Consider the following 18,708-nt stretch of genomic DNA (forward strand, 5'->3'; position numbering starts at 1 on the left):
ATCGTTCCCCGTTTTACCGGTGGATTTTGGTGAAACAGTGCCACCTCGCCGAAAGACCGCCGGGCAAACCAGACAGTTCGACCAGCCGCATTGACACCCCGTCGGCCCGGGTGGTGGGCTCGTAACCCAGTCGTGACCAAGGGGAGAGAGGAGTCCCGTGTCGCACCTCGGGCACCTCGGGCGCAGGAAGCGGACCGCGACGGCCGTCGCCGCGGCGGTCATCGGCGGGCTCCTCGGCGGCGCCGTGCCGGGCCTCGCGCACGCCGCACCCGGCGCTCCGTCCTCCCCCGGCGCCCCCGGCTCCCCGCTCCCTCCCGCCTCGGCGCCGGACCGGCAGCCGGCCGCGCGGCCCGCCTCCGGCCCCGCCGTATGGCCCCGGCCCCAGTCCCTGACCAGCACCGGCGGGACGGTGACGCTCGGCTCCGAGGTGACGCTCCAGGTCGCTCCGGACGCCGATCCGTACGCGGTGGCGGCCCTCCGGCGGGTCCTTGAGGCGGCCGGGGTGCGGACGGTGCACCCGGCGCTGCCGGGGCGCGGCCCCCTCGTCCGGCTGGGCGACACCGTGGAAACGGAAGCGGCGCTGCGCGCCCTGCGGGTGGCCGAGCGGGGCGATCTGCCTGACGGCGGCTACCGGCTCGCCACCGGCCGCCTCCACGGCCGGGACACCGTCGTCCTCGACGGCGCCGGCACCGACGGCCTCTTCCACGCCGTGCAGACACTCCGTCAACTCGTCGGCCCCGGCGGCACCCTTCCGGGTGTCGTGGTGCGCGACTGGCCCGGCACCGCCGTCCGCGGCGTGACCGAGGGCTTCTACGGGCGTCCCTGGTCGCCGGCCGACCGGCTGGCCCAGCTCGACTTCATGGGCCGCACCAAGCAGAACCGCTACCTCTACGCGCCCGGCGACGACCCGTACCGCCAGGCGCTGTGGCGCGAGCCCTACCCGGCGGCCGAGCGGGCCGCGTTCCGGGAGCTCGCCGCCCGGGCCGCCGCCAACCATGTGACGCTCGCCTGGTCCGTGGCCCCCGCCCAGGCCATGTGCCTGTCCTCGGACGCCGACGTGAAGGCGCTCCAGGCGAAGATCGACGCCATGTGGGAGCTGGGCGTGCGCGCCTTCCAGCTCCAGTTCCAGGACGTCAGCTACAGCGAGTGGGGCTGCGACGGCTCGGCCGACGCCGACGCCTTCGGGCGCGGCCCCGAGGCCGCCGCCCGCGCGCACGCGCACGTGGCGAACGCCGTCGCCCGGCACCTGGCCCGGCGCCACCCGGGCGCGGCGCCGCTGTCGCTGATGCCGACGGAGTACTACCAGGACGGCGCCACCGACTACCGCACGGCGCTCGCCGACGCGCTCGACCCGTGGGTGCAGGTCGCCTGGACCGGAGTCGGCGTGGTGCCGCGCACCATCACCGGGCGCGAACTGGCCGGGGCGCGCGCGGCGCTGCGCCACCCGCTGGTCACCATGGACAACTACCCGGTCAACGACTACGCCCAGGACCGGCTCTTCCTCGGCCCGGCGACCGGCCGCGAGCCGGCCGTGGCCGCCGGTTCCGCCGCCTTCCTCGCCAACGGCATGGAGCAGGCCGCGGCCTCCCGCATCCCGCTCTTCACCGCCGCCGACTTCGCCTGGAACCCCAAGGGCTACCGGCCCGAGGAGTCCTGGCGGGCCGCCGTCGACGAGCTGGCCGGGCCGGACCGCGCGGCCCGGGAGGCGCTGCTCGCGCTCGCCGGGAACGGCGCGTCCTCGATCCTCGCCCCGAAGGCCGAGTCCGCCTACCTGAAGCCGCTCACGGCCGCCTTCTGGGCGAGCCGCACCGGCACCGACCAGGGCGCGCGGGAGAAGGCGGCGCGCGAGCTGCGGGCCGCGTTCACCGTGATGCGGCAGGCGCCGGAACGGCTGAGGGGCACGGCGGGCGGCGCGCTCGGCGAGGAGGCCGGGCCGTGGCTCGACCGGCTCTCCCGGTACGGCGCCGCGGGCGAGACGGCTGTCGACATGCTGCTGGCCCAGGCGCGCGGCGACGGCGCCGCCGCCTGGCGGGCCCAGCTCGACCTGGAGCGGCGGCGCGCGCAACTGCGGCCGGAGGACGTGACGGTCGGCGAGGGCGTCCTGGACGGCTTCCTGGCGCGGGCGGCCGACGAGGCGGCGGCCTGGACGGGTGCCGACCGGCGCCGCGCCCCCGGCGAGCGGGCGGACGTGGCGGAGGACGCGTACACGGTCCGGCTGGAGCGCGCGCGGCCCGTGGAGACCGTGACCGTGATGACCGAGCCGGGCGCGGCGGGTGTCCTGGAGGCGTACGTGCCGGGCGAGGGCTGGCGCCGGCTCGGCCCGCTCGCCGCCTCCGGGTGGACCCAGACCGACCTGAAGGGCCTGCGCTCGGACGCGCTGCGGATCGTGTGGAGCGGCGGCACACCGCAGCGGGTGCGGTCCCTGGTGCCGTGGTTCGCCGACGAGCCGCGCGCGGGCCTGGAGCTGTCCCGCGCCGAGACGGACGCCGAGATCGGCGGCGCGGCCCAGCGGGTGGACGTGACCCTGGAGGGCCGGCGGGCGGCCGAGGTGCGCGGGGCCCTGGCGGCCCGGCCGCCGAAGGGGATCGCGGTGCGGCTGCCGAAGCAGGCCGTGGTGCCGCGGGGCACCCGCACGACGGTCCCCCTCGAGGTGTCGGTGGCGGCGGACGTGCCGGCCGGCTCGTACGCCGTCCCCGTGTCCTTCGCGGGCGAGGAGCGGGTCCTGACGGTGCGGGCGTTCCCGCGCACCGCGGGCCCGGACCTGGCGCGTACGGCCACGGCCTCCTCCTCGGGCGACGAGACGCCCGACTTCCCGGCCGCCCACGCCCTCGACGGCGACCCGGCGACCCGCTGGTCCTCCCCGCTGGAGGACGGGGCCTGGTGGCAGATGGAGCTGGCCGAGCCGGCCCGGATAGGGCGCGTGGTGCTGCACTGGCAGGACGCCTACGCCTCGCGCTACCGCATCCAGGTCTCCGCCGACGGCCGCACCTGGCGCACGGCCGCCACCGTCCGCGACGGCCGGGGCGGCCGGGAGTCGGTCCGCATGGACGCGGCGGACACCCGCTTCCTGCGGGTGCAGGGCGACGCCCGCGCGACGGAGTACGGCTACTCGCTGTGGTCGGTGGAGACGTACGCGGTGGCGGGCCGCCCGGAGGCCCCGCTCCCGGGCGACGCGCCGACGGACGCCGCGGGCGGGGCCCAGAGCGAGGCGCCGGCTGACGCGACGGCGGGCACGCCGGAGGGGGAGCCGGCCGACGGGGCGGCTCCGGGGGCGCCGTAGCGGCGTGCGGAGCGCCGTAGCGCCGTAGCGGCGCTTGGGCCGCCGTAGCGGCGGTGCGGACCGCCGTAGCGGCGCTTGGGCCGCCGTAGCGGTGTGCGGACACTCGTGACGGCCGCTTGGCCCCCGTAGCAGCGCCCGGCAGGACCGCACCCGGCAGGACCGCGCCGGGCTCCCCGGAGGCGACGCCCGGCTCCCGTGGCAGGGTCCTGCCCCCCTACCGCCGTGCCTGGGCCCCATAGCAGCGCCCCGCAGGTCCCGCACCCGGCAGACCGCGCCCGGCTTCCCCGGAGGCGACGCCCGGCTCCCGTGGCAGGGCCCTGCCCCCCTACCGCCGTGCCTGGGCCCCATAGCAGCGCCCCGCAGGTCCCGCACCCGGCAGGACCGCGCCGGCTCCCCGTAGGCGACGCGCGGCCCCCCGTACGCGAAAGGCCCGGCTCACCCCGTCGTCACGGCCCCCTGCGGGTGGGGGGCGGTGGCGACCGAGTCGATCCGGGCCAGGACGTCGTCCGCGCCGTACGGCTGGAGGTAGGGCAGCCACCGCGGGTCGCGGTGGCCGGTTCCGATGATCCGCCAGGCGAGGCCGGTTGGCGGGGCGGGTTGGTGGCGCAGCCGCCAGCCCAGCTCGCGCAGGTGCCGGTCGGCCTTGACGTGGTTGCAGCGGCGGCAGGCCGCCACGACGTTCTCCCAGGCGTGCGTCCCCCCGCGGCTGCGCGGAATGACGTGGTCGACGCTGGTTGCGACGCCACCGCAGTACACGCAGCGTCCGCCGTCGCGGGCGAACAGGGCTCTGCGGGTCAAGGGAACGGGCCCCCGGTAGGGGACCCGCACGAACCGCTTCAGCCGCACCACACTGGGCGCGGCGACGACACGGCTCTCGCTGTGCAGGAAGGCGCCGGACTCCTCGAGGCAGAGTGCCTTGTTCTCCAGGACGAGGACGAGCGCGCGGCGGAGCGGTACGACGCCGAGCGGCTCGTACGACGCGTTGAGGACCAGGACGTGCGGCACGGATGCCTCCTATGACGCCGGCGGCGCGTGGCTCGCGCCGGGACGAAACTGCTCTCAGTCTCTCCTCATGCCTGGCCGGTGCGCCACCACGTAGGCGTCATCGCCCGGGGGTGTTCTCGACCACATCGGCACGCATCCGGGAGTCTTCCCCGGCTGCGGTCCGTCTCTCCCTGTGCGCACGTCGACCGGGGTATCACTCTTCCCCCGTTAGTGTGGATGAATTGCGAACGCCTTTCTGGAGGTCCCCCGTGCTCCCCGTGTCCTGGTCCGCCGCCTCGCGCGCCGCCGACGACCCGACGCAAGTGCCGGTGACGCTCGACGAGGCGGCCGAGAAGGCGACGAACGCCGCCGGCTGGGTGGAACAGAACTGGTCCACCTGGCTGAACACCGGTCTGAAGATCCTGCTCATCCTGGTCGTCGCGTTCACCCTGCGGATGCTGGTCAGGAAGGCGCTGACCAAGCTGATAGACCGGATGAACCGGTCGGCGCAGGCGGTGGAGGGCACCGCCCTGGGCGGTCTGCTCGTCAACGCCGAGCGGCGCCGGCAGCGCTCGGAGGCGATCGGCTCGGTGCTGCGTTCGGTGGCGTCCTTCCTGATCCTCGGGACGGCCGGGCTGATGATCCTGGGCGCCTTCAAGATCGACCTGGCGCCGCTGCTCGCCTCGGCCGGTGTGGCGGGTGTGGCGATCGGTTTCGGCGCCCGCAACCTCGTCACGGACTTCCTCTCCGGTGTCTTCATGATCCTGGAGGACCAGTACGGCGTGGGTGACTCGGTCGACGCGGGGGTGGCGTCCGGCGAGGTCATCGAGGTCGGGCTGCGGGTGACGAAGCTGCGCGGTATCGACGGCGAGATCTGGTACGTCCGCAACGGCGAGATCAAGCGGATCGGCAACCTCAGCCAGGGCTGGGCGACGGCCGGGGTGGACGTGACGGTCCGCCCGACGGAGGACCTGGACCGGGTCCGCGAGGTGATCCTCGAGGCGGCCGAGACGATGTCCAAGGAAGAGCCGTGGAACGAGCGGCTGTGGGGGCCGGTGGAGGTCCTGGGCCTGACCGAGGTGCTGCTCGACTCGATGACGGTCCGGGTCTCGGCGAAGACGATGCCGGGCAAGAAGCTGGGTGTGGAGCGCGAGCTGCGCTGGCGCATCAAGCGGGCCCTCGACGCGGCGGGCATCCGTATCGTCGGCGGCGTCCCGGCCCCGGTGGACGAGTCGGCCGCCGACCCGACGGCGGGCATGGCGGCGCCCTCGGCCTTCGCCTCGCCGGCCTCGCCGCAGTCGGCGGCGGCGACGCCGCTGCCGAAGCCGGACCTGAACAAGTAGACCTGTCGTACGGACGAGGGGCGCCCCTGGTGAGGGGCGCCCCTCGCGTCGTACGGCCCGCCGAAACGGGGGCGGCGGCGCGGTGTCTTCCCCCGAAGAAGGGCCCGGTCCGTGGCGGTGGGGCGGCGGCGCCGGGGAGGATGCCGTCCATGGCCGTCGACAAGGACCTTCTTCCCGCACGTACCGCGCGGGCGGGCCCGCTCGCCTTCGCCCTGGGGGCGGCCGTCGGGGTGCTCGGCGGGATGATCGGGCTCGGGGGCGCGGAGTTCCGCCTGCCGCTGCTGATCGGCGTCTTCGGTTTCGCCGCGCTGTCCGCCGTGATCCTCAACAAGGCGATGAGCCTGGTGGTGGTCCTGGTCGCGCTGCCCGCCCGCATGGTGGCGGTCCCCGCCTCGGAGCTGGCGGCCCACTGGCCCGTCGCGGCCAACCTGCTGGCCGGCAGCCTGGCGGGCGCCTGGGCGGGGGCGTCCTGGGCGGTACGGATGCGCGGCGCGACCCTGTACAAGGTGCTGGCCGCGCTGATGGTCCTGATGGCGGCGGCCCTGGTCGTCACCCACGCCACCACCGTGGGCGGCCTGGCCCTGCCCCTGTGGGCCCAGGTGACGTGCGGGGTCGCCGCCGGCTTCGGCATCGGCGTGGTCGCGGCGATCATGGGCGTGGCCGGCGGGGAGCTGCTGATCCCGACGATCGTGCTGCTCTTCGCGCTGGACGCGAAGACGGCGGGCAGCCTCTCCCTCCTGGTCTCCCTGCCCACGATGCTGGTGGCCTTCGCCCGCTACAGCCGCGACGGCAGCTTCACGGTCCTGTCCACCCACCGCCGCTTCGCCGTCGTCATGACGGCCGGCTCGATCACCGGCGCCCTCCTGGGCGGCCTCCTCCTCGGCGCGATCCCGACCCCCTTCCTGATCCCGGCCCTGGCCCTGATCCTGCTCATCTCCGCGGTGAAGGTGGCCCGGCACGCCTGACCCGCCACGGCGGGGCGTCGTGAGGGGAAGACGGCCTGGGAAGCTGTGCGCGTGACCGACAAGACGCCGTACGACTCCGACCGCATCCGCTACTCGCGCCAGGCGCTGGCCCGGCTGGTCCTGTGCGACCACGCCGTGGACGTCGCAGGCGCCGCCTCGGGCCTGGTGGCCACCGGCCACGACTCCGACACCGGCCCCGGGGGCCGGGTCAGCCAGGCGGCGCAGCTCGTCGAGCTGGCGGAGCGCGCGCTGCGCTCGGCCGTGATCTACGAACGGGAGCGGGGCAGCTCGTGGGAGGACATCGGCCGCTACCTCGGAGTGGGGCCGCAGGAGGCGGAAGAGCGTTTCGCCGCGCACCTCGACGACTGGAGCACCGCCTTCGCCGTCCCGTACCGCATCGACGAGACGGGCCGGAAGCGCATACCGCGCCTGCCCACCGCGGCCTACGACCCGGCGTGGGCCGCCGGCCTGCTCGACGGCTGGGCCCGCAGGCACCTCTCCCTGATCGACGACGAGCAGCCCGTCAGCTCCGGCCTGGTCATGGCCGACGCGGAGGACGACGAGCACCGACAGCAGGGACAGGGATGAAGTACGTCGTGGCCGAGTGGGATGCCGACTGCTCCGGCTTCCGTCTGGACGCGAGTGCCTATCTCGCCGAGCTGCCGCGGCTCGCGCCCGAGCTGCCGCCGGGGGCGCGGGCCTTCGTCATGGACCCGGGGCACTACCGGGTCGGCGCGCACCGCTGCGTGAAGGACCTGGAGCTGGCGGGGATCCGGCCGGCGACGGACAAGAGTGGGACGCTCCTGCTCCACTTCGCGCCGAACCCGTGGAAGCACGAGGAGGGGATCCGGATCCGCTACACCGGCGTCACGCGCTTCTCGGTGGACTACGGCCACTCCATCGACTGGATGGACGCTGACACCGTGCTGTTCGACGAGGTGCTTCCGGACCCCGCCGGGTGCGTGCACGAGATCGCGCTGACCGACGCCACCGTCACCGTCCATTGCGAGGACCTGGACGCCGTATGGGGCCCGTACGCCGAGTAGCCGCCCGCTCCTGGGTATTGACGGCCCCCTGACCTCCGCCTTACCTTCCTCCCAACCCAATAGGAAACTTTCCTAACAGTGCAGCTCGTCAGCGAGGCAGGTGGCGCGTCAATGGCCGGTACGACTCCGGGAACTCCTGGCACCCCGGGCACTCCCGGGATCCCCGGCACTCCGCGGGTGCTGCGGGCCATGAACGACCGGGCCGCGCTCGATCTGTTGCTGGCGCACGGGCCGCTGTCGCGGACGCGGATCGGGAAGCTGACCGGGCTGTCGAAGCCGACCGCCTCGCAGTTGCTGGCGCGCCTGGAGGCCGCCGGGCTCGTCGTCGCCACCGGGACCACCGAGGGGCGGCCGGGGCCCAACGCGCAGTTGTACGCGGTCAATCCGCGGGCCGCCCACGCCGCCGCCCTCGACGTCAGCCCCGAGCGGATCCACGCGGCCGTCGCCGACATCACCGGCGAGGTCGTGGGCGAGTTCCGGCTGCCGACGCCCGGGCGGGGCGCCGACGACGTGGTGCGGCAGGTCGTCGACGCCCTCGACGGGGCCGTCAAGGACGCCGGGCTCGCCCTCGGAGACGTACACCGCCTGGTCATCGGCACCCCCGGCGCCTTCGACCCGGCGACCGGGCGGCTGCGCTACGCCTCCCATCTGCCGGGCTGGCACTCCCCCACCCTCCTGGAGGAGCTGGCCGTCGCCCTGCCCATGCCCTTCGAGTACGAGAACGACGTCAACCTCGTCGCCATCGCCGAACAGCGCCTCGGCGCCGCCCGGGGCCACGACAACTTCGTGCTGCTGTGGAACGAGACCGGCCTCGGCGCCGCCCTCGTCCTCGGCGGGCGGCTGCACCGCGGCTTCACCGGCGGCGCCGGCGAGGTCGGCTTCCTGCCGGTCCCCGGCACCCCGCTCGTCCGGCAGGTCGCCAAGGCCAACTCCGGCGGCTTCCAGGAGCTCGCCGGGGTCCAGTCCGTGCCCCGGATCGCCAAGGCCGTCGGGATCCGGACGGCCGAGCAGCCGTACGTCGAGGTCGCCGCCCGGCTGCTCACCGAGGCCGCCGCGCGCCACACCGAGGACGAGCGCCACGCCCGACTCCTCGACACCTACGCGGAACGCCTCGCCACCGGCCTCGCCGCCCTCGTCGCCGTACTCGACCCCGAACTGATCGTGCTGTCCGGCGCGGCCATCAGCCCCGGCGGCGAGCCGCTGCGCGCCCGCGTCCAGGCCCAGCTCGCCGACCTCGCCGCCTCCCGGCCCCGGCTCGTCCTCGCCGCCGTCGACCGGCAGCCCGTCCTGCGCGGGGCGCTGGAATCGGCCCTCGCCGCCACCCGCGACGAGGTCTTCGACACCTCCCGATAAGCCCCGCCCCGCCCCGCCCGCCTCCGCCTTCCCACCCCGTCCCCCCCCGTCCCAGGGAGAACTCGTCATGCCCGCACGCCACCGCAGGCCCGCCGCCGCCCTCGCCGCGACCGCCTCCCTCGCGCTCTTCGCCACCGCCTGTACCGGCTCCGCGAACAACGGCGCGACCGACGACCCCAAGGCCGAGACCCGGATCACCTTCTGGCACGGCTGGTCCGCCCCCTCCGAGGTGAAGGCCATCAACGACAGCGTCCGGCGCTTCGAGAAGGCCCACCCCAACATCAAGGTCGACGTCGTCGGCAACATCAACGACGACAAGCTCAACCAGGCGCTGCGCACGGGCGGTTCGAAGGGCCCCGACGTCGTCTCGTCCTTCACCACGTCCAACGTCGGCAAGTTCTGCTCCTCGGGGGCCTTCGCCGACCTCGGGCCCTTCGTCGAGAAGTCGAAGCTGGACCTCGAGAAGATCATCCCGAAGACCCTGCTCGACTACACCCAGTTCGAGGGCAAGCGCTGCGCCATGCCGCTGCTCACCGACGCCTACGGCCTCTACTACAACAAGGACGCCTTCAAGAAGGCCGGCCTCGACCCCGAGAAGCCCCCGAAGACCTACTCCGAGCTCCTCGCCACCGCCAAGAAGCTCACCAAGCCCAAGGGCGACGGCTTCGAGCAGCTCGGCTTCATGCCGAACTACCACGGCTACGAGACCACCACCGAGCACTACCTGGGCAGTTGGGGCCCCTCGTACTTCGACGCGAACGGCAAGTCCGCCGTCGCCTCCGACCCGGCCTTCGCCGAGATGATGACCGTCCAGAAGAAGATGGTCGACGAGCTCGGCGGCTACGCGAAGCTGGAGAAGTACCGCACCACCTTCGGCGACGAGTGGGGCGCCAAGCACCCCTTCCACACCGGCCAGGTCGCCATGCAGCTCGACGGCGAGTGGCGGCTCGGCATGGCCACCGACGCCAAGGTGCCGTTCGAGATCGGCGTCGCCCCGATGCCCGTACCCGACGGGCGGGCCGCCGACTACGGCAAGGGCTTCCTGTCCGGCACGATCATGGGCATCGCCCCGCAGAGCAGGAAGCAGAACGCCGCCTGGGAACTGGTCGAGTTCATGACCACGGACACCGAGGCCGTCGTCGCCTTCGCCAACGGCATCCGCAACGTCCCCTCCACCTTCGAGGCGCTGAAGTCCCCGAACCTGACGTTCGACCCGCGCTTCAAGACCTTCCTCGACATCGCCCAGCACCCGAAGTCCAACACCCCGGCGGGCGCGGTCAACGGCGCCGCCTACCTCAACACGATCCAGGACTTCGCCCTCCAGTACGAGAAGGGCGCGGTGACCGACCTCAAGGCCGGTCTGGAGAAGACCGCCCGGCAGATCGACACCGACATCGCCAAGGCGAAGTGACCGCATGGGCACGATCACCCTCCGCTCGAAGCGCCGCCGCGCGACGCTTCGTACGGCGGCCTTCCTGTCACCCTGGCTGATCGGGTTCGGCGTCTTCTTCGCCTACCCGATGCTCTCCACCGTCTACTTCTCCTTCACCCACTACGACGGCTTCGCCGCCCCCACCTTCAACGGCCTGGACAACTGGACCTACGTCTTCTCCGACTACCCCATGTTCTGGCCCGCGCTGCGCAACACCCTGTGGCTGGTGGTCGTGATGGTGGCCTGCCGGGTCGTCTTCGGACTCGGCGTCGGCCTCCTCATCACGAAGATCAAGACCGGCGCGGGCGTCTTCCGCACCCTGTTCTACCTGCCCTACCTGGCCCCGCCGGTCGCGGCCACCCTCGCCTTCGTCTTCCTGCTCAACCCCGGCACCGGCCCGGTCAACTCGGCCCTCGAAGGGCTCGGTGTGCCCGCCCCCGCGTGGTTCAACGACGCCGCCTGGTCCAAGCCCGCGCTCACCATGCTCGCCGTGTGGGGCGTCGGCGACCTCATGGTCATCTTCATGGCCGCGCTGCTCGACGTACCGAAGGAGCAGTACGAGGCCGCCGAGCTGGACGGGGCCTCGGCGCTCCAGCGGTTCCGTTACGTGACCCTGCCGAACATCTCGCCGATCGTGATGTTCGCCGTGGTCACCGGTGTCATCCAGGCCATGCAGTACTACACCCAGCCGCTGGTGGCCGGAAAGGTCGCCTCCGGTGTCATCGGCGGCTCCGGCCAGCAGTTCGAGCCCGGCTACCCCGACAAGTCCACGCTGACCCTGCCGCAGCTCGTCTACAACCTCGGCTTCCAGCGCTTCGACTACGGAGCGGCCTGCGCCACCGCCCTCGTCCTCTTCGCCCTGGCCATGCTCTTCACCGGGCTGCTCATGCGCCGCCGCGGCGGTCTCGTCCAGGCAGGTGACTGATCGATGAGCCAGGTACTCGACACCCCGAAGGCACCGGCCGTCACCCCCTCCCCCGGGGCGTCGCCGGCCGCCCGGACCGCCCGCCGCAAGGCGGTCCTGCACTGGATCGCGGTGCACTCGCTCGGCGTCGCCGCCGCGCTGTTCTTCGTGCTGCCGTTCGTCTTCGTGCTGCTCACCTCGCTGATGAGCGACCAGCAGGCGCTCACCCGCGACCTCACCCCGGACACCTGGGAGTGGGGCAACTACGTCCGCGTCTTCGAGACGCCGGGCTTCCTCACCTGGTGGCGCAACACCCTGCTGTACGCGGGGCTCGGCACCGTCCTGACCGTGCTGTCCTCCATCCCGGTGGCGTACGCGCTCGCCAAGTTCCGCTTCCGGGGCAGCCGGCTCGCCCTGATGCTGGTCATCTCCATGATGATGCTGCCGCCGCAGGTCGTGATCATCCCGATGTACCTGTTCTGGGCCAAGCAGCTCGACCTGTCCGGCACGCTGTGGCCGCTGATCATCCCGATGGCCTTCGGCGACGCGTTCTCCATCTTCCTGCTGCGCCAGTTCCTGCTGACCATCCCGAACGAATACCTCGACGCGGCCCGCGTCGACGGCTGCGGCGAACTGCGCACCCTCGTCCGGGTCGTGCTGCCGATGGCGAAGCCGGGGATCGCGGCCGTCGCGCTCTTCCAGTTCTTCGCCGCGTGGAACGACTACTTCGGGCCGCAGATCTACGCCTCCGAGAACCCGGCCGCGTGGACCCTGAGCTACGGACTGGAGTCCTTCAAGGGCGCGCACCACACCGACTGGAATCTGACCATGGCCGCGACCGTCCTGGTCATGGCCCCCGTGATCCTCGTCTTCTTCTTCGCCCAGAAGGCATTCGTCGAGGGCGTCACACTGACCGGAGTGAAGGGCTGACTGATCGTATGAAGCTCGCTGTCGTGGGGGGCGGCTCCACCTACACCCCCGAACTGATCGACGGATTCGCGCGGTTGCGCGAGACCCTGCCCCTCACCGAACTCGTCCTCGTCGACCCGGCCGCCGAGCGGCTCGACCTGGTCGGCGGCCTGGCCCGGCGGATCTTCGCCAAGCAGGGCCACGGCGGAAGGATCGTCACCACCACCGACCTCGACGCGGGCGTCGACGGCGCCGACGCCGTCCTGCTCCAGTTGCGCGTCGGCGGACAGGCCGCCCGCGAGCGCGACGAGACCTGGCCGCTGGAGTGCGGCTGCGTCGGCCAGGAGACCACCGGCGCCGGCGGACTCGCCAAGGCGCTGCGCACGGTCCCGGTGGTCCTGGACATCGCCGAGCGGGTGCGCCGCACCAACCCGGACGCCTGGATCATCGACTTCACCAACCCGGTCGGCATCGTCACCCGGGCCCTGCTCCAGGCCGGCCACAAGGCCGTCGGCCTGTGCAACGTGGCGATCGGCTTCCAGCGGAAGTTCGCCGCCTTCCTCGGCGTGGCCCCGGCCGACGTCCACCTCGACCACGTGGGCCTGAACCACCTGACCTGGGAGACGGCGGTACGGCTCGGCGGCCCGGAGGGCGAGAACGTGCTGCCGCGGCTGCTCGCCGAGCACGGCGACGCCCTCGCCGACGACCTGCGGCTGCCGCGCTCCCTGGTGGACCGGCTCGGTGTCGTCCCCTCGTACTACCTGCGCTACTTCTACGCCCACGACGCCGTCGTGGAGGAGCTGCGGACCAAGCCGTCGCGGGCGGCCGAGGTCGCCGCGATGGAGAAGCGGCTCCTGGAGATGTACGGGGACCCGGCGCTGGACGAGAAGCCGGAGCTGCTCGCCGAGCGCGGCGGCGCCTTCTACTCGGAGGCGGCGGTGGACCTGGCCGCGTCCTTGCTGGGCGGCGGCGGTTCCCCGTACCAGGTGGTGAACACGTACAACAACGGGACGCTGCCGTTCCTGCCGGACGACGCCGTGATCGAGGTGCAGGCGGCGGTGGGGACCGGCGGCGCCTCGCCGCTGCCGGTGGCGCCGCTCGACCCGCTGTACGCGGGCCTGATCGCGCATGTCACCGCGTACGAGGACCTGGCCCTGGAGGCGGCCCTGCGCGGCGGGCGCGACCGGGTGTTCAAGGCGCTGCTCGCGCACCCGCTGGTGGGGCAGGTCGCCTCCGCCGACGGGCTCACCGACCGGCTGATCGCGCACAACCGGGAGCACCTGGCGTGGGCGTGAACGGGGCGCTGCTGGCGATCGACGCCGGCAACAGCAAGACCGACGCCGTGGTCCTCGGGCGGGACGGAACGGTCCTGGGCGAGGCGCGCGGCGGCGGGTTCCAGCCGCCGGTGGTGGGGGTGGCGGCGGCGGTCGACGGGCTCGCGGAGATCGTCGACCGGGCGTGGGCGGCGGCCGGCGGCGCCGGGCTTCCGCCCGCCTTCGCCCATGTCGCGGCCTGTCTCGCCAACGCCGATCTGGCGGTGGAGGAGGAGGGGTTGAAGGCCGCCCTGGAGGCGCGCGGCTGGAGCCGCTCGGTCCAGGTCCGCAACGACACCTTCGCCATCCTGCGGGCCGGGATCGACGAGCCGCGCGGCGTGGCCGTGGTGTGCGGCGCGGGGATCAACTGCGTCGGCATGACGCCGGACGGGCGGACCGCACGCTTCCCCGCGATCGGGAAGATCTCCGGCGACTGGGGCGGTGGCGGGGGCCTGGCCGACGAGGCGCTGTGGTTCGCCGCGCGGGCCGAGGACGGCCGGGGCGAGCCGACCGCGCTGGCCCGCGCCCTGCCCGAGCACTTCGGGCTGCCGACGATGCACGCGCTGATCGAGGCGCTGCACCTGGGGCGGGTCCCGGCGGTGCGCAAGCACGAACTGACGCCGGTGCTCTTCCGTACGGGCGCGGCGGGCGACCCGGTCGCCCGGGCCCTGGTCGACCGGCAGGCCGAGGAGGTGGTGGCGATGGCCTCGGTCGCCCTGGAGCGGCTCGGGCTGACGGAGGAGGCGGCGCCGGTGGTGCTCGGCGGTAGCGTGCTGGCCGCGCGGCACCCGCTGCTCGACGGCCGGATCCGTGAACTCCTCGCCGTGCGGGCCCCGAAGGCGGTGGTGCGGGTGGTGACCGCCCCGCCGGTGCTCGGCGCCGGACTGCTCGCCCTGGACGCCACGGAGGCGGGCCCGGAGGCGGCGGCGCGGCTGCGGGAGCACTACGGGGCCTGAGCCGGGTCCGGCCCGAGACGGGTCCTTGCGGTGCGGGGCGTTCCTCCGGGAGCGCCCCGCACGCATGTTCACTCGTTCGAGGACGTTCGGGGTGGAACCGATTTCGGCTGGGCGACGTATTCAGAGTGAAGGGGGTCGACGGGGGGTTCGCCTGCGGAGGCGACGGAGCCATGGGGCACGATAGGAACAAGATCGAGTCATTTCCGGTGTACGGGACGGGCGCGGCGGCCATACTGCTGGCCGGGTAGTCGTCCGCCGTCCCACCGGCAGGACGGGTCGACGTCTCAGACCGAGGGGGAGGTCACGTGACATACCCGCCGAACGCGCCCGCCGCCTCGGCGCAGGGCACCACCGGCGCGCCCGCGCGGCCGGTTGCCGGTGTGCCCGCGCAGCCGGCCGTGCCCGGGGGATCCGGCGCGCCCGGGGGCCCCGGGGCCGTGCCGCCGCCGTCGGCGCCCGGCGCCTGGGCCGAGGGCCGGGAGATCCTGCGCCGGGCCGCCACGACCGAGCCGGGCCGGCTGCGGATCCTCGGCGCCGTCCTGGCCCTCCTCGTGGTCGCCTTCGGGGCCGTCACGGCCTTCGAGGTCGCCGACCGGGCCTCGTACGCGGACGACGTGGTGGGCCGCAGCCAGCCGCTGAGCGCCGACGCCGCCGACATCTACCGCTCGCTCGCCGACGCGGACGCCACGGCCGCGAGCGGTTTCCTGGCCGGGCCGCAGGAGTCCGCGCAGATCCGCAAGCGGTACACGGACGACATCACCACCGCCTCCCGCCTGCTCGTCAGGGCCGCCGCCAGCACGGACGCCGACGGCGGGTCGGCCCGCGAGATCGCCACCCTCAGCGAGCACCTGCCGCGCTACACCGGCCTGATCGAGCGCGCCCGCGCCGCGAACCGGCAGGGCCTGCCGCTCGGCGGCGCCTATCTGCGGTACGCGAACCAGACGATGACGCAGCAACTGCTGCCGGCCGCCGAGCGGCTGTACGCGGCCGAGACCGAGCGGCTGCGCCAGGACGACGACGAGGCGCGCGCCTGGCCGTTCCTGTCGATCGGCCTCGGGATCCTCGCCCTTGCCGTCCTGGTGTGGGCCCAGCGCCGCAACTACGCCATGACGAACCGGGTGTTCAACCGGGGGCTGCTCGCGGCGACCGCGGCCTGCCTGACCGCCCTGCTGTGGCTCCTCGCCGGGCACGGCCTGGCCCGGGCCGGCCTGAGCGACGCCCGGGCGCACGGCCAGGAGTCCCTGCAGGTCCTCAACGAGGCCCGGATCAGCTCCCTGAAGGCCCGCGCCAACGAGAACCTGACGGTGGTCGCGCGCGGCGCCGTGCTCACCGAGGACGGCAAGCGGGACAAATACGAGGCCGACTACGCGAGCAGCGCGGACGCCCTGACCGCCGCGCTCGAAGCGGCGGGGCGGCTCGCCGACGACGAGGCCGGCCGGGCCCCCGTCACCGAGGCCGCGGCCCGCACCGTCGAGTGGCGGGGGCGCCACCGGCAGGCCCGGGAGCTGGACGACGCCGGGGACTTCACCGGCGCCATGAACCGGATCATCGGCAGCTCGCAGTCGACCGGCCAGTCCTTCGACCAGGTCGACGCGGCGCTCGGCCGCGCCCTCGCCCACGAACAGGACGAGTTCACCCGCGCCGCCGAGAGCGGCCGCGACGCGCTGACCGCACTGCCGCTGGGCGCGGCCGCCCTCGGCGTCCTCGCCGCGGCGGCCGCCGTGACGGGCGTCAACCGCAGACTGTCGGAGTACCGGTGAGAGGGGGCGGGATGCCGGACGGCGTCGAGCGGACGAACGGTACGGGCCGGATGCCGAGCCCGGAGCCGGGCCCGGTGCCGGGCGGCGGGCCCCGCCCCCGGCGTACCCTCGCGCGGCTGCGCGGCTGGGGCGGGGTGGGCGCCATGGCGGTGGCCTGCGCGCTGACCGCCTCGCTGGCGCTGGTCGCCCTGCCGCGGACCGCCGCCGGCGACGGCGGGGCGTCCGAGGGTTCGGGCCCCGGGGTGGGCCGGGGCGTGCAGGTCCGCGCGGACAGCGCCGAGACCTGCCGCGACCCGGAGGCGTCGCTGCCGCCGTCGAGCGTCGACGGCCCGTCGGTGACCCGCATCAAGAGCCGCGGCAAGCTCGTCGTCGGCGTCGACCAGTCCAGCTACAAGTGGGGCTTCCGCACCCCGCCCACCGTCACGCGGCTGCCCGACGGCTCCGTGAAGGAGGAGCCGGGCCGTCTGGAGGGCTTCGACATCGACCTGGCGAAGGCCATCGCCAAGGCGATCCTGGGCTCCGAGGACGCCGTCATCTTCCGCACCATCCCGACGAACCAGCGCATCGCCGCCCTGGAGAGCGGCAAGGTCGACCTCGTCGTGCGCACGATGACGATCAACTGCAAGCGCATCCAGCAGGTCGCCTTCTCCACCGCCTACTTCGAGGCGGGCCAGCAGGTCCTCGCCCCCAAGTCCTCCCCCATCACCGGCTACGACGCCTCCCTGAGCGGCAAGCGGGTGTGCACGGCCGAGGGCTCCACGGCCTACGAGGCCCTGGAGGAGAAGTCGTTCGGCGCGGTCTTCAAGGAAGCGGGCGACGGCACCAAGAACGACCCGGACCTGCTGACCGTGCCCAACCAGCTCGACTGTCTGGCCCGGCTCCAGATGGGCGAGGTCGACGCGATCGTCACCGACAACGCGCTGGCCGCGGGCCAGGCCGCCCAGGACCCGGCCGTCGAGCTCAAGGGAAGCCGGTTCACCACCGAGTACTACGGGGTGGCCGTGAAGCTCGGCAACGACGACCTCGTGCGCCGGGTCAACCAGGTCCTCGTGCAGTACCGGCAGGGCCCGTGGCAGGCGGCGTACGCGAAGTGGCTGAAGGCGGACCTGCCCGGCATAGCCGGGCCGCCCGCCCCCAAGTACAAGTAGAGCGAGAGGTGATCGATGGGCGTCGCGGGACCCCCCGGGCCGGTAATGGACCGGGACGAGGTGGACCGTGCGCTGGCGCGGCTCGGCGCGGAGCACAAGGCGGTCGAGGACTCGCTCCTCGCCCTCCAGGACCACGCCGGCCGCAGGCTGCTCGAAGGCGCCGAGCTGACCGGCACGACCCGGGACCGCTGGCAGGCCACCGAGCGGACGATCACCCTGCTGTGGGCGTACTTCGACGCGTACACGGCCGCGCTGCACGACGCCCGTGAGGTCCGCGCCCGGCGGCGCTGGCCCGGCCGGGAGGAGCTGGCGGAGCTGACCGACCGGCTGCGCGGCGAGAGCGTGCACGTGTCGGGCGGGGCGAGCGAGCAGCCCCGGCTCGCCGAGCGGTTCACCCTGGACGGGCTCGTGCGGCGGATGAACGAGCTGTACGCGGCCTCGCTGGACGTGGTGGTCACGGCCGACGCCGTCTGGTCGGCGCTGCCCGCCCGGATAGACCTGCTCGCCGCCGAGCTCGGCCGGACCCGGTCGCTGGCGCACTCCGTCGGCGTGCGTCCCGGCGAGCATCCGGCCGGGGACGAGCTGGAGGCGATCACGGCCGAGCTGTCCGCGCTGCGCACCCAGGTCGTGTCCGATCCGCTGGCCTTCTGGCGGCCCGCCGAGGGCAGTTCGGCCCCCGGCGGCGGCCGCCCGGACACCACGCGGTACGACACGGCGGCCCGCGCCCTGGAGGACGTCCGGCGGGAGATCGAGGCGGTGCTGCGGGTCCGGCAGGACGCGGAGGACCGGCTGCTGCGGCTGCGGGACGTGCTGTCGCGGGCGGACCGCACGCTCGCCGAGGCCCGGGCGGCCCGCGGCGAGGTCCTCGCGAAGATCGCCGCCTCCGAGGTGCCGGCCGTCAGCGGGCCGCCGACGGCGCTCCAGGAGCGGCTGGCCACGGCCGCGGAGTACCGCAGGCACGCCCAGTGGCACCGGCTCTCTCCGCTCCTGGACTCCCTGGAGCAGGAGGCGGAGGACGAACTGCTGCGGGCCCGCGAGTCGTTGACGGCGGTGACCGCGCCGCTGGCGGTCCGTGCCGAGCTGCGCGGCCGGCTCGACGCGTACAAGGCGAAGGTGGCCCGGCTCGGCGCGGCGGAGGACCCGCTGCTGATCGAGCGGTACGACACGGCCCGCCGGATGCTGTGGAGCGCCCCGTGCGACCTGCGGGCCGCCGAGCAGGCGGTGCTGCGCTACCAGCAGGCGGCGGCGGAGACGCTGTCCGCGCCGAGGGACGGCAGGGGGAGTCAGTGGTGAGCGGGGAGCCCGGAGTGAGTAG

General features: G+C 73.9%; 15 protein-coding genes. 14 read left to right on the forward strand and 1 reads right to left on the reverse strand.

The genetic code is table 11. From position 1 onward, the window contains the following. Nucleotides 1-157: 157 nt before the first annotated feature. The gene (locus tag ABZ135_RS29275) at nucleotides 158-3,280 is read left to right on the forward strand and encodes a beta-N-acetylglucosaminidase domain-containing protein (protein ID WP_356699743.1); all 3,123 of its coding nucleotides are present in this window, start codon (nucleotides 158-160) and stop codon (nucleotides 3,278-3,280) included. A gap of 435 nt (nucleotides 3,281-3,715) precedes the next feature. Here ABZ135_RS29275 and ABZ135_RS29280 read toward each other — a convergent pair whose 3' ends face one another. After that, nucleotides 3,716-4,285, reverse strand: a complete 570-nt coding sequence (locus ABZ135_RS29280; protein WP_356699745.1) for an HNH endonuclease — start codon at nucleotides 4,283-4,285, stop codon at nucleotides 3,716-3,718. Nucleotides 4,286-4,542: 257 nt separating this feature from the next. Here ABZ135_RS29280 and ABZ135_RS29285 point away from each other — a divergent pair, with 257 nt between their 5' ends. The 13 genes from ABZ135_RS29285 to ABZ135_RS29345 all read left to right on the forward strand — a co-directional run bounded on the left by ABZ135_RS29285 (nucleotide 4,543) and on the right by ABZ135_RS29345 (nucleotide 18,686). Further along, a complete protein-coding gene (locus ABZ135_RS29285; RefSeq protein WP_356699804.1) occupies nucleotides 4,543-5,607 on the forward strand; it encodes a mechanosensitive ion channel family protein in 1,065 nt (354 codons plus the stop codon). Between the two features lie 149 nt (nucleotides 5,608-5,756). Beyond that, a complete protein-coding gene (locus tag ABZ135_RS29290) occupies nucleotides 5,757-6,572 on the forward strand; it encodes a sulfite exporter TauE/SafE family protein (protein WP_356699747.1) in 816 nt (271 codons plus the stop codon). Nucleotides 6,573-6,623: 51 nt separating this feature from the next. Continuing rightward, on the forward strand, nucleotides 6,624-7,160 hold the full coding sequence (locus ABZ135_RS29295) for a hypothetical protein (RefSeq protein ID WP_356699749.1): 537 nt from the start codon (nucleotides 6,624-6,626) through the stop codon (nucleotides 7,158-7,160). Continuing rightward, nucleotides 7,157-7,618: a hypothetical protein gene (locus tag ABZ135_RS29300; protein WP_356699751.1), complete on the forward strand. Its 462-nt coding sequence runs from the start codon at nucleotides 7,157-7,159 to the stop codon at nucleotides 7,616-7,618. The genes ABZ135_RS29295 and ABZ135_RS29300 overlap by 4 nt, the downstream gene beginning before the upstream one ends. A gap of 111 nt (nucleotides 7,619-7,729) precedes the next feature. After that, entirely contained in the window at nucleotides 7,730-8,971 is a 1,242-nt protein-coding gene (locus tag ABZ135_RS29305; protein ID WP_356699752.1) for an ROK family transcriptional regulator, read from the forward strand. A 67-nt stretch (nucleotides 8,972-9,038) separates the two neighbouring features. Beyond that, nucleotides 9,039-10,382 carry an ABC transporter substrate-binding protein gene (locus ABZ135_RS29310; RefSeq protein ID WP_356699754.1) on the forward strand — a complete coding sequence of 448 codons (1,344 nt, stop codon included), beginning with the start codon at nucleotides 9,039-9,041 and terminating at the stop codon, nucleotides 10,380-10,382. Nucleotides 10,383-10,386: 4 nt separating this feature from the next. Then, nucleotides 10,387-11,328 carry a sugar ABC transporter permease gene (locus ABZ135_RS29315; RefSeq protein WP_356699756.1) on the forward strand — a complete coding sequence of 314 codons (942 nt, stop codon included), beginning with the start codon at nucleotides 10,387-10,389 and terminating at the stop codon, nucleotides 11,326-11,328. A 3-nt stretch (nucleotides 11,329-11,331) separates the two neighbouring features. After that, a complete protein-coding gene (locus tag ABZ135_RS29320; RefSeq protein WP_356699757.1) occupies nucleotides 11,332-12,237 on the forward strand; it encodes a carbohydrate ABC transporter permease in 906 nt (301 codons plus the stop codon). A gap of 8 nt (nucleotides 12,238-12,245) precedes the next feature. Then, a complete protein-coding gene (locus ABZ135_RS29325) occupies nucleotides 12,246-13,511 on the forward strand; it encodes a 6-phospho-beta-glucosidase (RefSeq protein WP_356699759.1) in 1,266 nt (421 codons plus the stop codon). Beyond that, nucleotides 13,502-14,485: a BadF/BadG/BcrA/BcrD ATPase family protein gene (locus ABZ135_RS29330; protein ID WP_356699761.1), complete on the forward strand. Its 984-nt coding sequence runs from the start codon at nucleotides 13,502-13,504 to the stop codon at nucleotides 14,483-14,485. The genes ABZ135_RS29325 and ABZ135_RS29330 overlap by 10 nt, the downstream gene beginning before the upstream one ends. Before the next feature lie 437 nt (nucleotides 14,486-14,922). Continuing rightward, nucleotides 14,923-16,245 carry a hypothetical protein gene (locus ABZ135_RS29335; protein WP_356699806.1) on the forward strand — a complete coding sequence of 441 codons (1,323 nt, stop codon included), beginning with the start codon at nucleotides 14,923-14,925 and terminating at the stop codon, nucleotides 16,243-16,245. Nucleotides 16,246-16,256: 11 nt separating this feature from the next. After that, the gene (locus ABZ135_RS29340; RefSeq protein ID WP_356699763.1) at nucleotides 16,257-17,393 is read left to right on the forward strand and encodes a glutamate ABC transporter substrate-binding protein; all 1,137 of its coding nucleotides are present in this window, start codon (nucleotides 16,257-16,259) and stop codon (nucleotides 17,391-17,393) included. Between the two features lie 15 nt (nucleotides 17,394-17,408). Continuing rightward, entirely contained in the window at nucleotides 17,409-18,686 is a 1,278-nt protein-coding gene (locus tag ABZ135_RS29345) for a hypothetical protein (RefSeq protein WP_356699765.1), read from the forward strand. The last annotated feature ends 22 nt before the right edge of the window (nucleotides 18,687-18,708 follow it).

This window comes from Streptomyces sp. NPDC006339 (assembly GCF_040612775.1).
In the GTDB taxonomy this organism is placed as follows: Bacteria; Actinomycetota; Actinomycetes; order Streptomycetales; family Streptomycetaceae; genus Streptomyces.

Coding starts and splice junctions, on each gene's coding strand:
- ABZ135_RS29290 (WP_356699747.1), top strand. CDS start 5,757: ATGGCCGTCGACAAGGACCTTCTTCCCGCACGTACCGCGCGGGCGGGC.
- ABZ135_RS29300 (WP_356699751.1), top strand. CDS start 7,157: ATGAAGTACGTCGTGGCCGAGTGGGATGCCGACTGCTCCGGCTTCCGT.
- ABZ135_RS29305 (WP_356699752.1), top strand. CDS start 7,730: ATGGCCGGTACGACTCCGGGAACTCCTGGCACCCCGGGCACTCCCGGG.
- ABZ135_RS29310 (WP_356699754.1), top strand. CDS start 9,039: ATGCCCGCACGCCACCGCAGGCCCGCCGCCGCCCTCGCCGCGACCGCC.
- ABZ135_RS29315 (WP_356699756.1), top strand. CDS start 10,387: ATGGGCACGATCACCCTCCGCTCGAAGCGCCGCCGCGCGACGCTTCGT.
- ABZ135_RS29320 (WP_356699757.1), top strand. CDS start 11,332: ATGAGCCAGGTACTCGACACCCCGAAGGCACCGGCCGTCACCCCCTCC.
- ABZ135_RS29325 (WP_356699759.1), top strand. CDS start 12,246: ATGAAGCTCGCTGTCGTGGGGGGCGGCTCCACCTACACCCCCGAACTG.
- ABZ135_RS29340 (WP_356699763.1), top strand. CDS start 16,257: ATGCCGGACGGCGTCGAGCGGACGAACGGTACGGGCCGGATGCCGAGC.
- ABZ135_RS29345 (WP_356699765.1), top strand. CDS start 17,409: ATGGGCGTCGCGGGACCCCCCGGGCCGGTAATGGACCGGGACGAGGTG.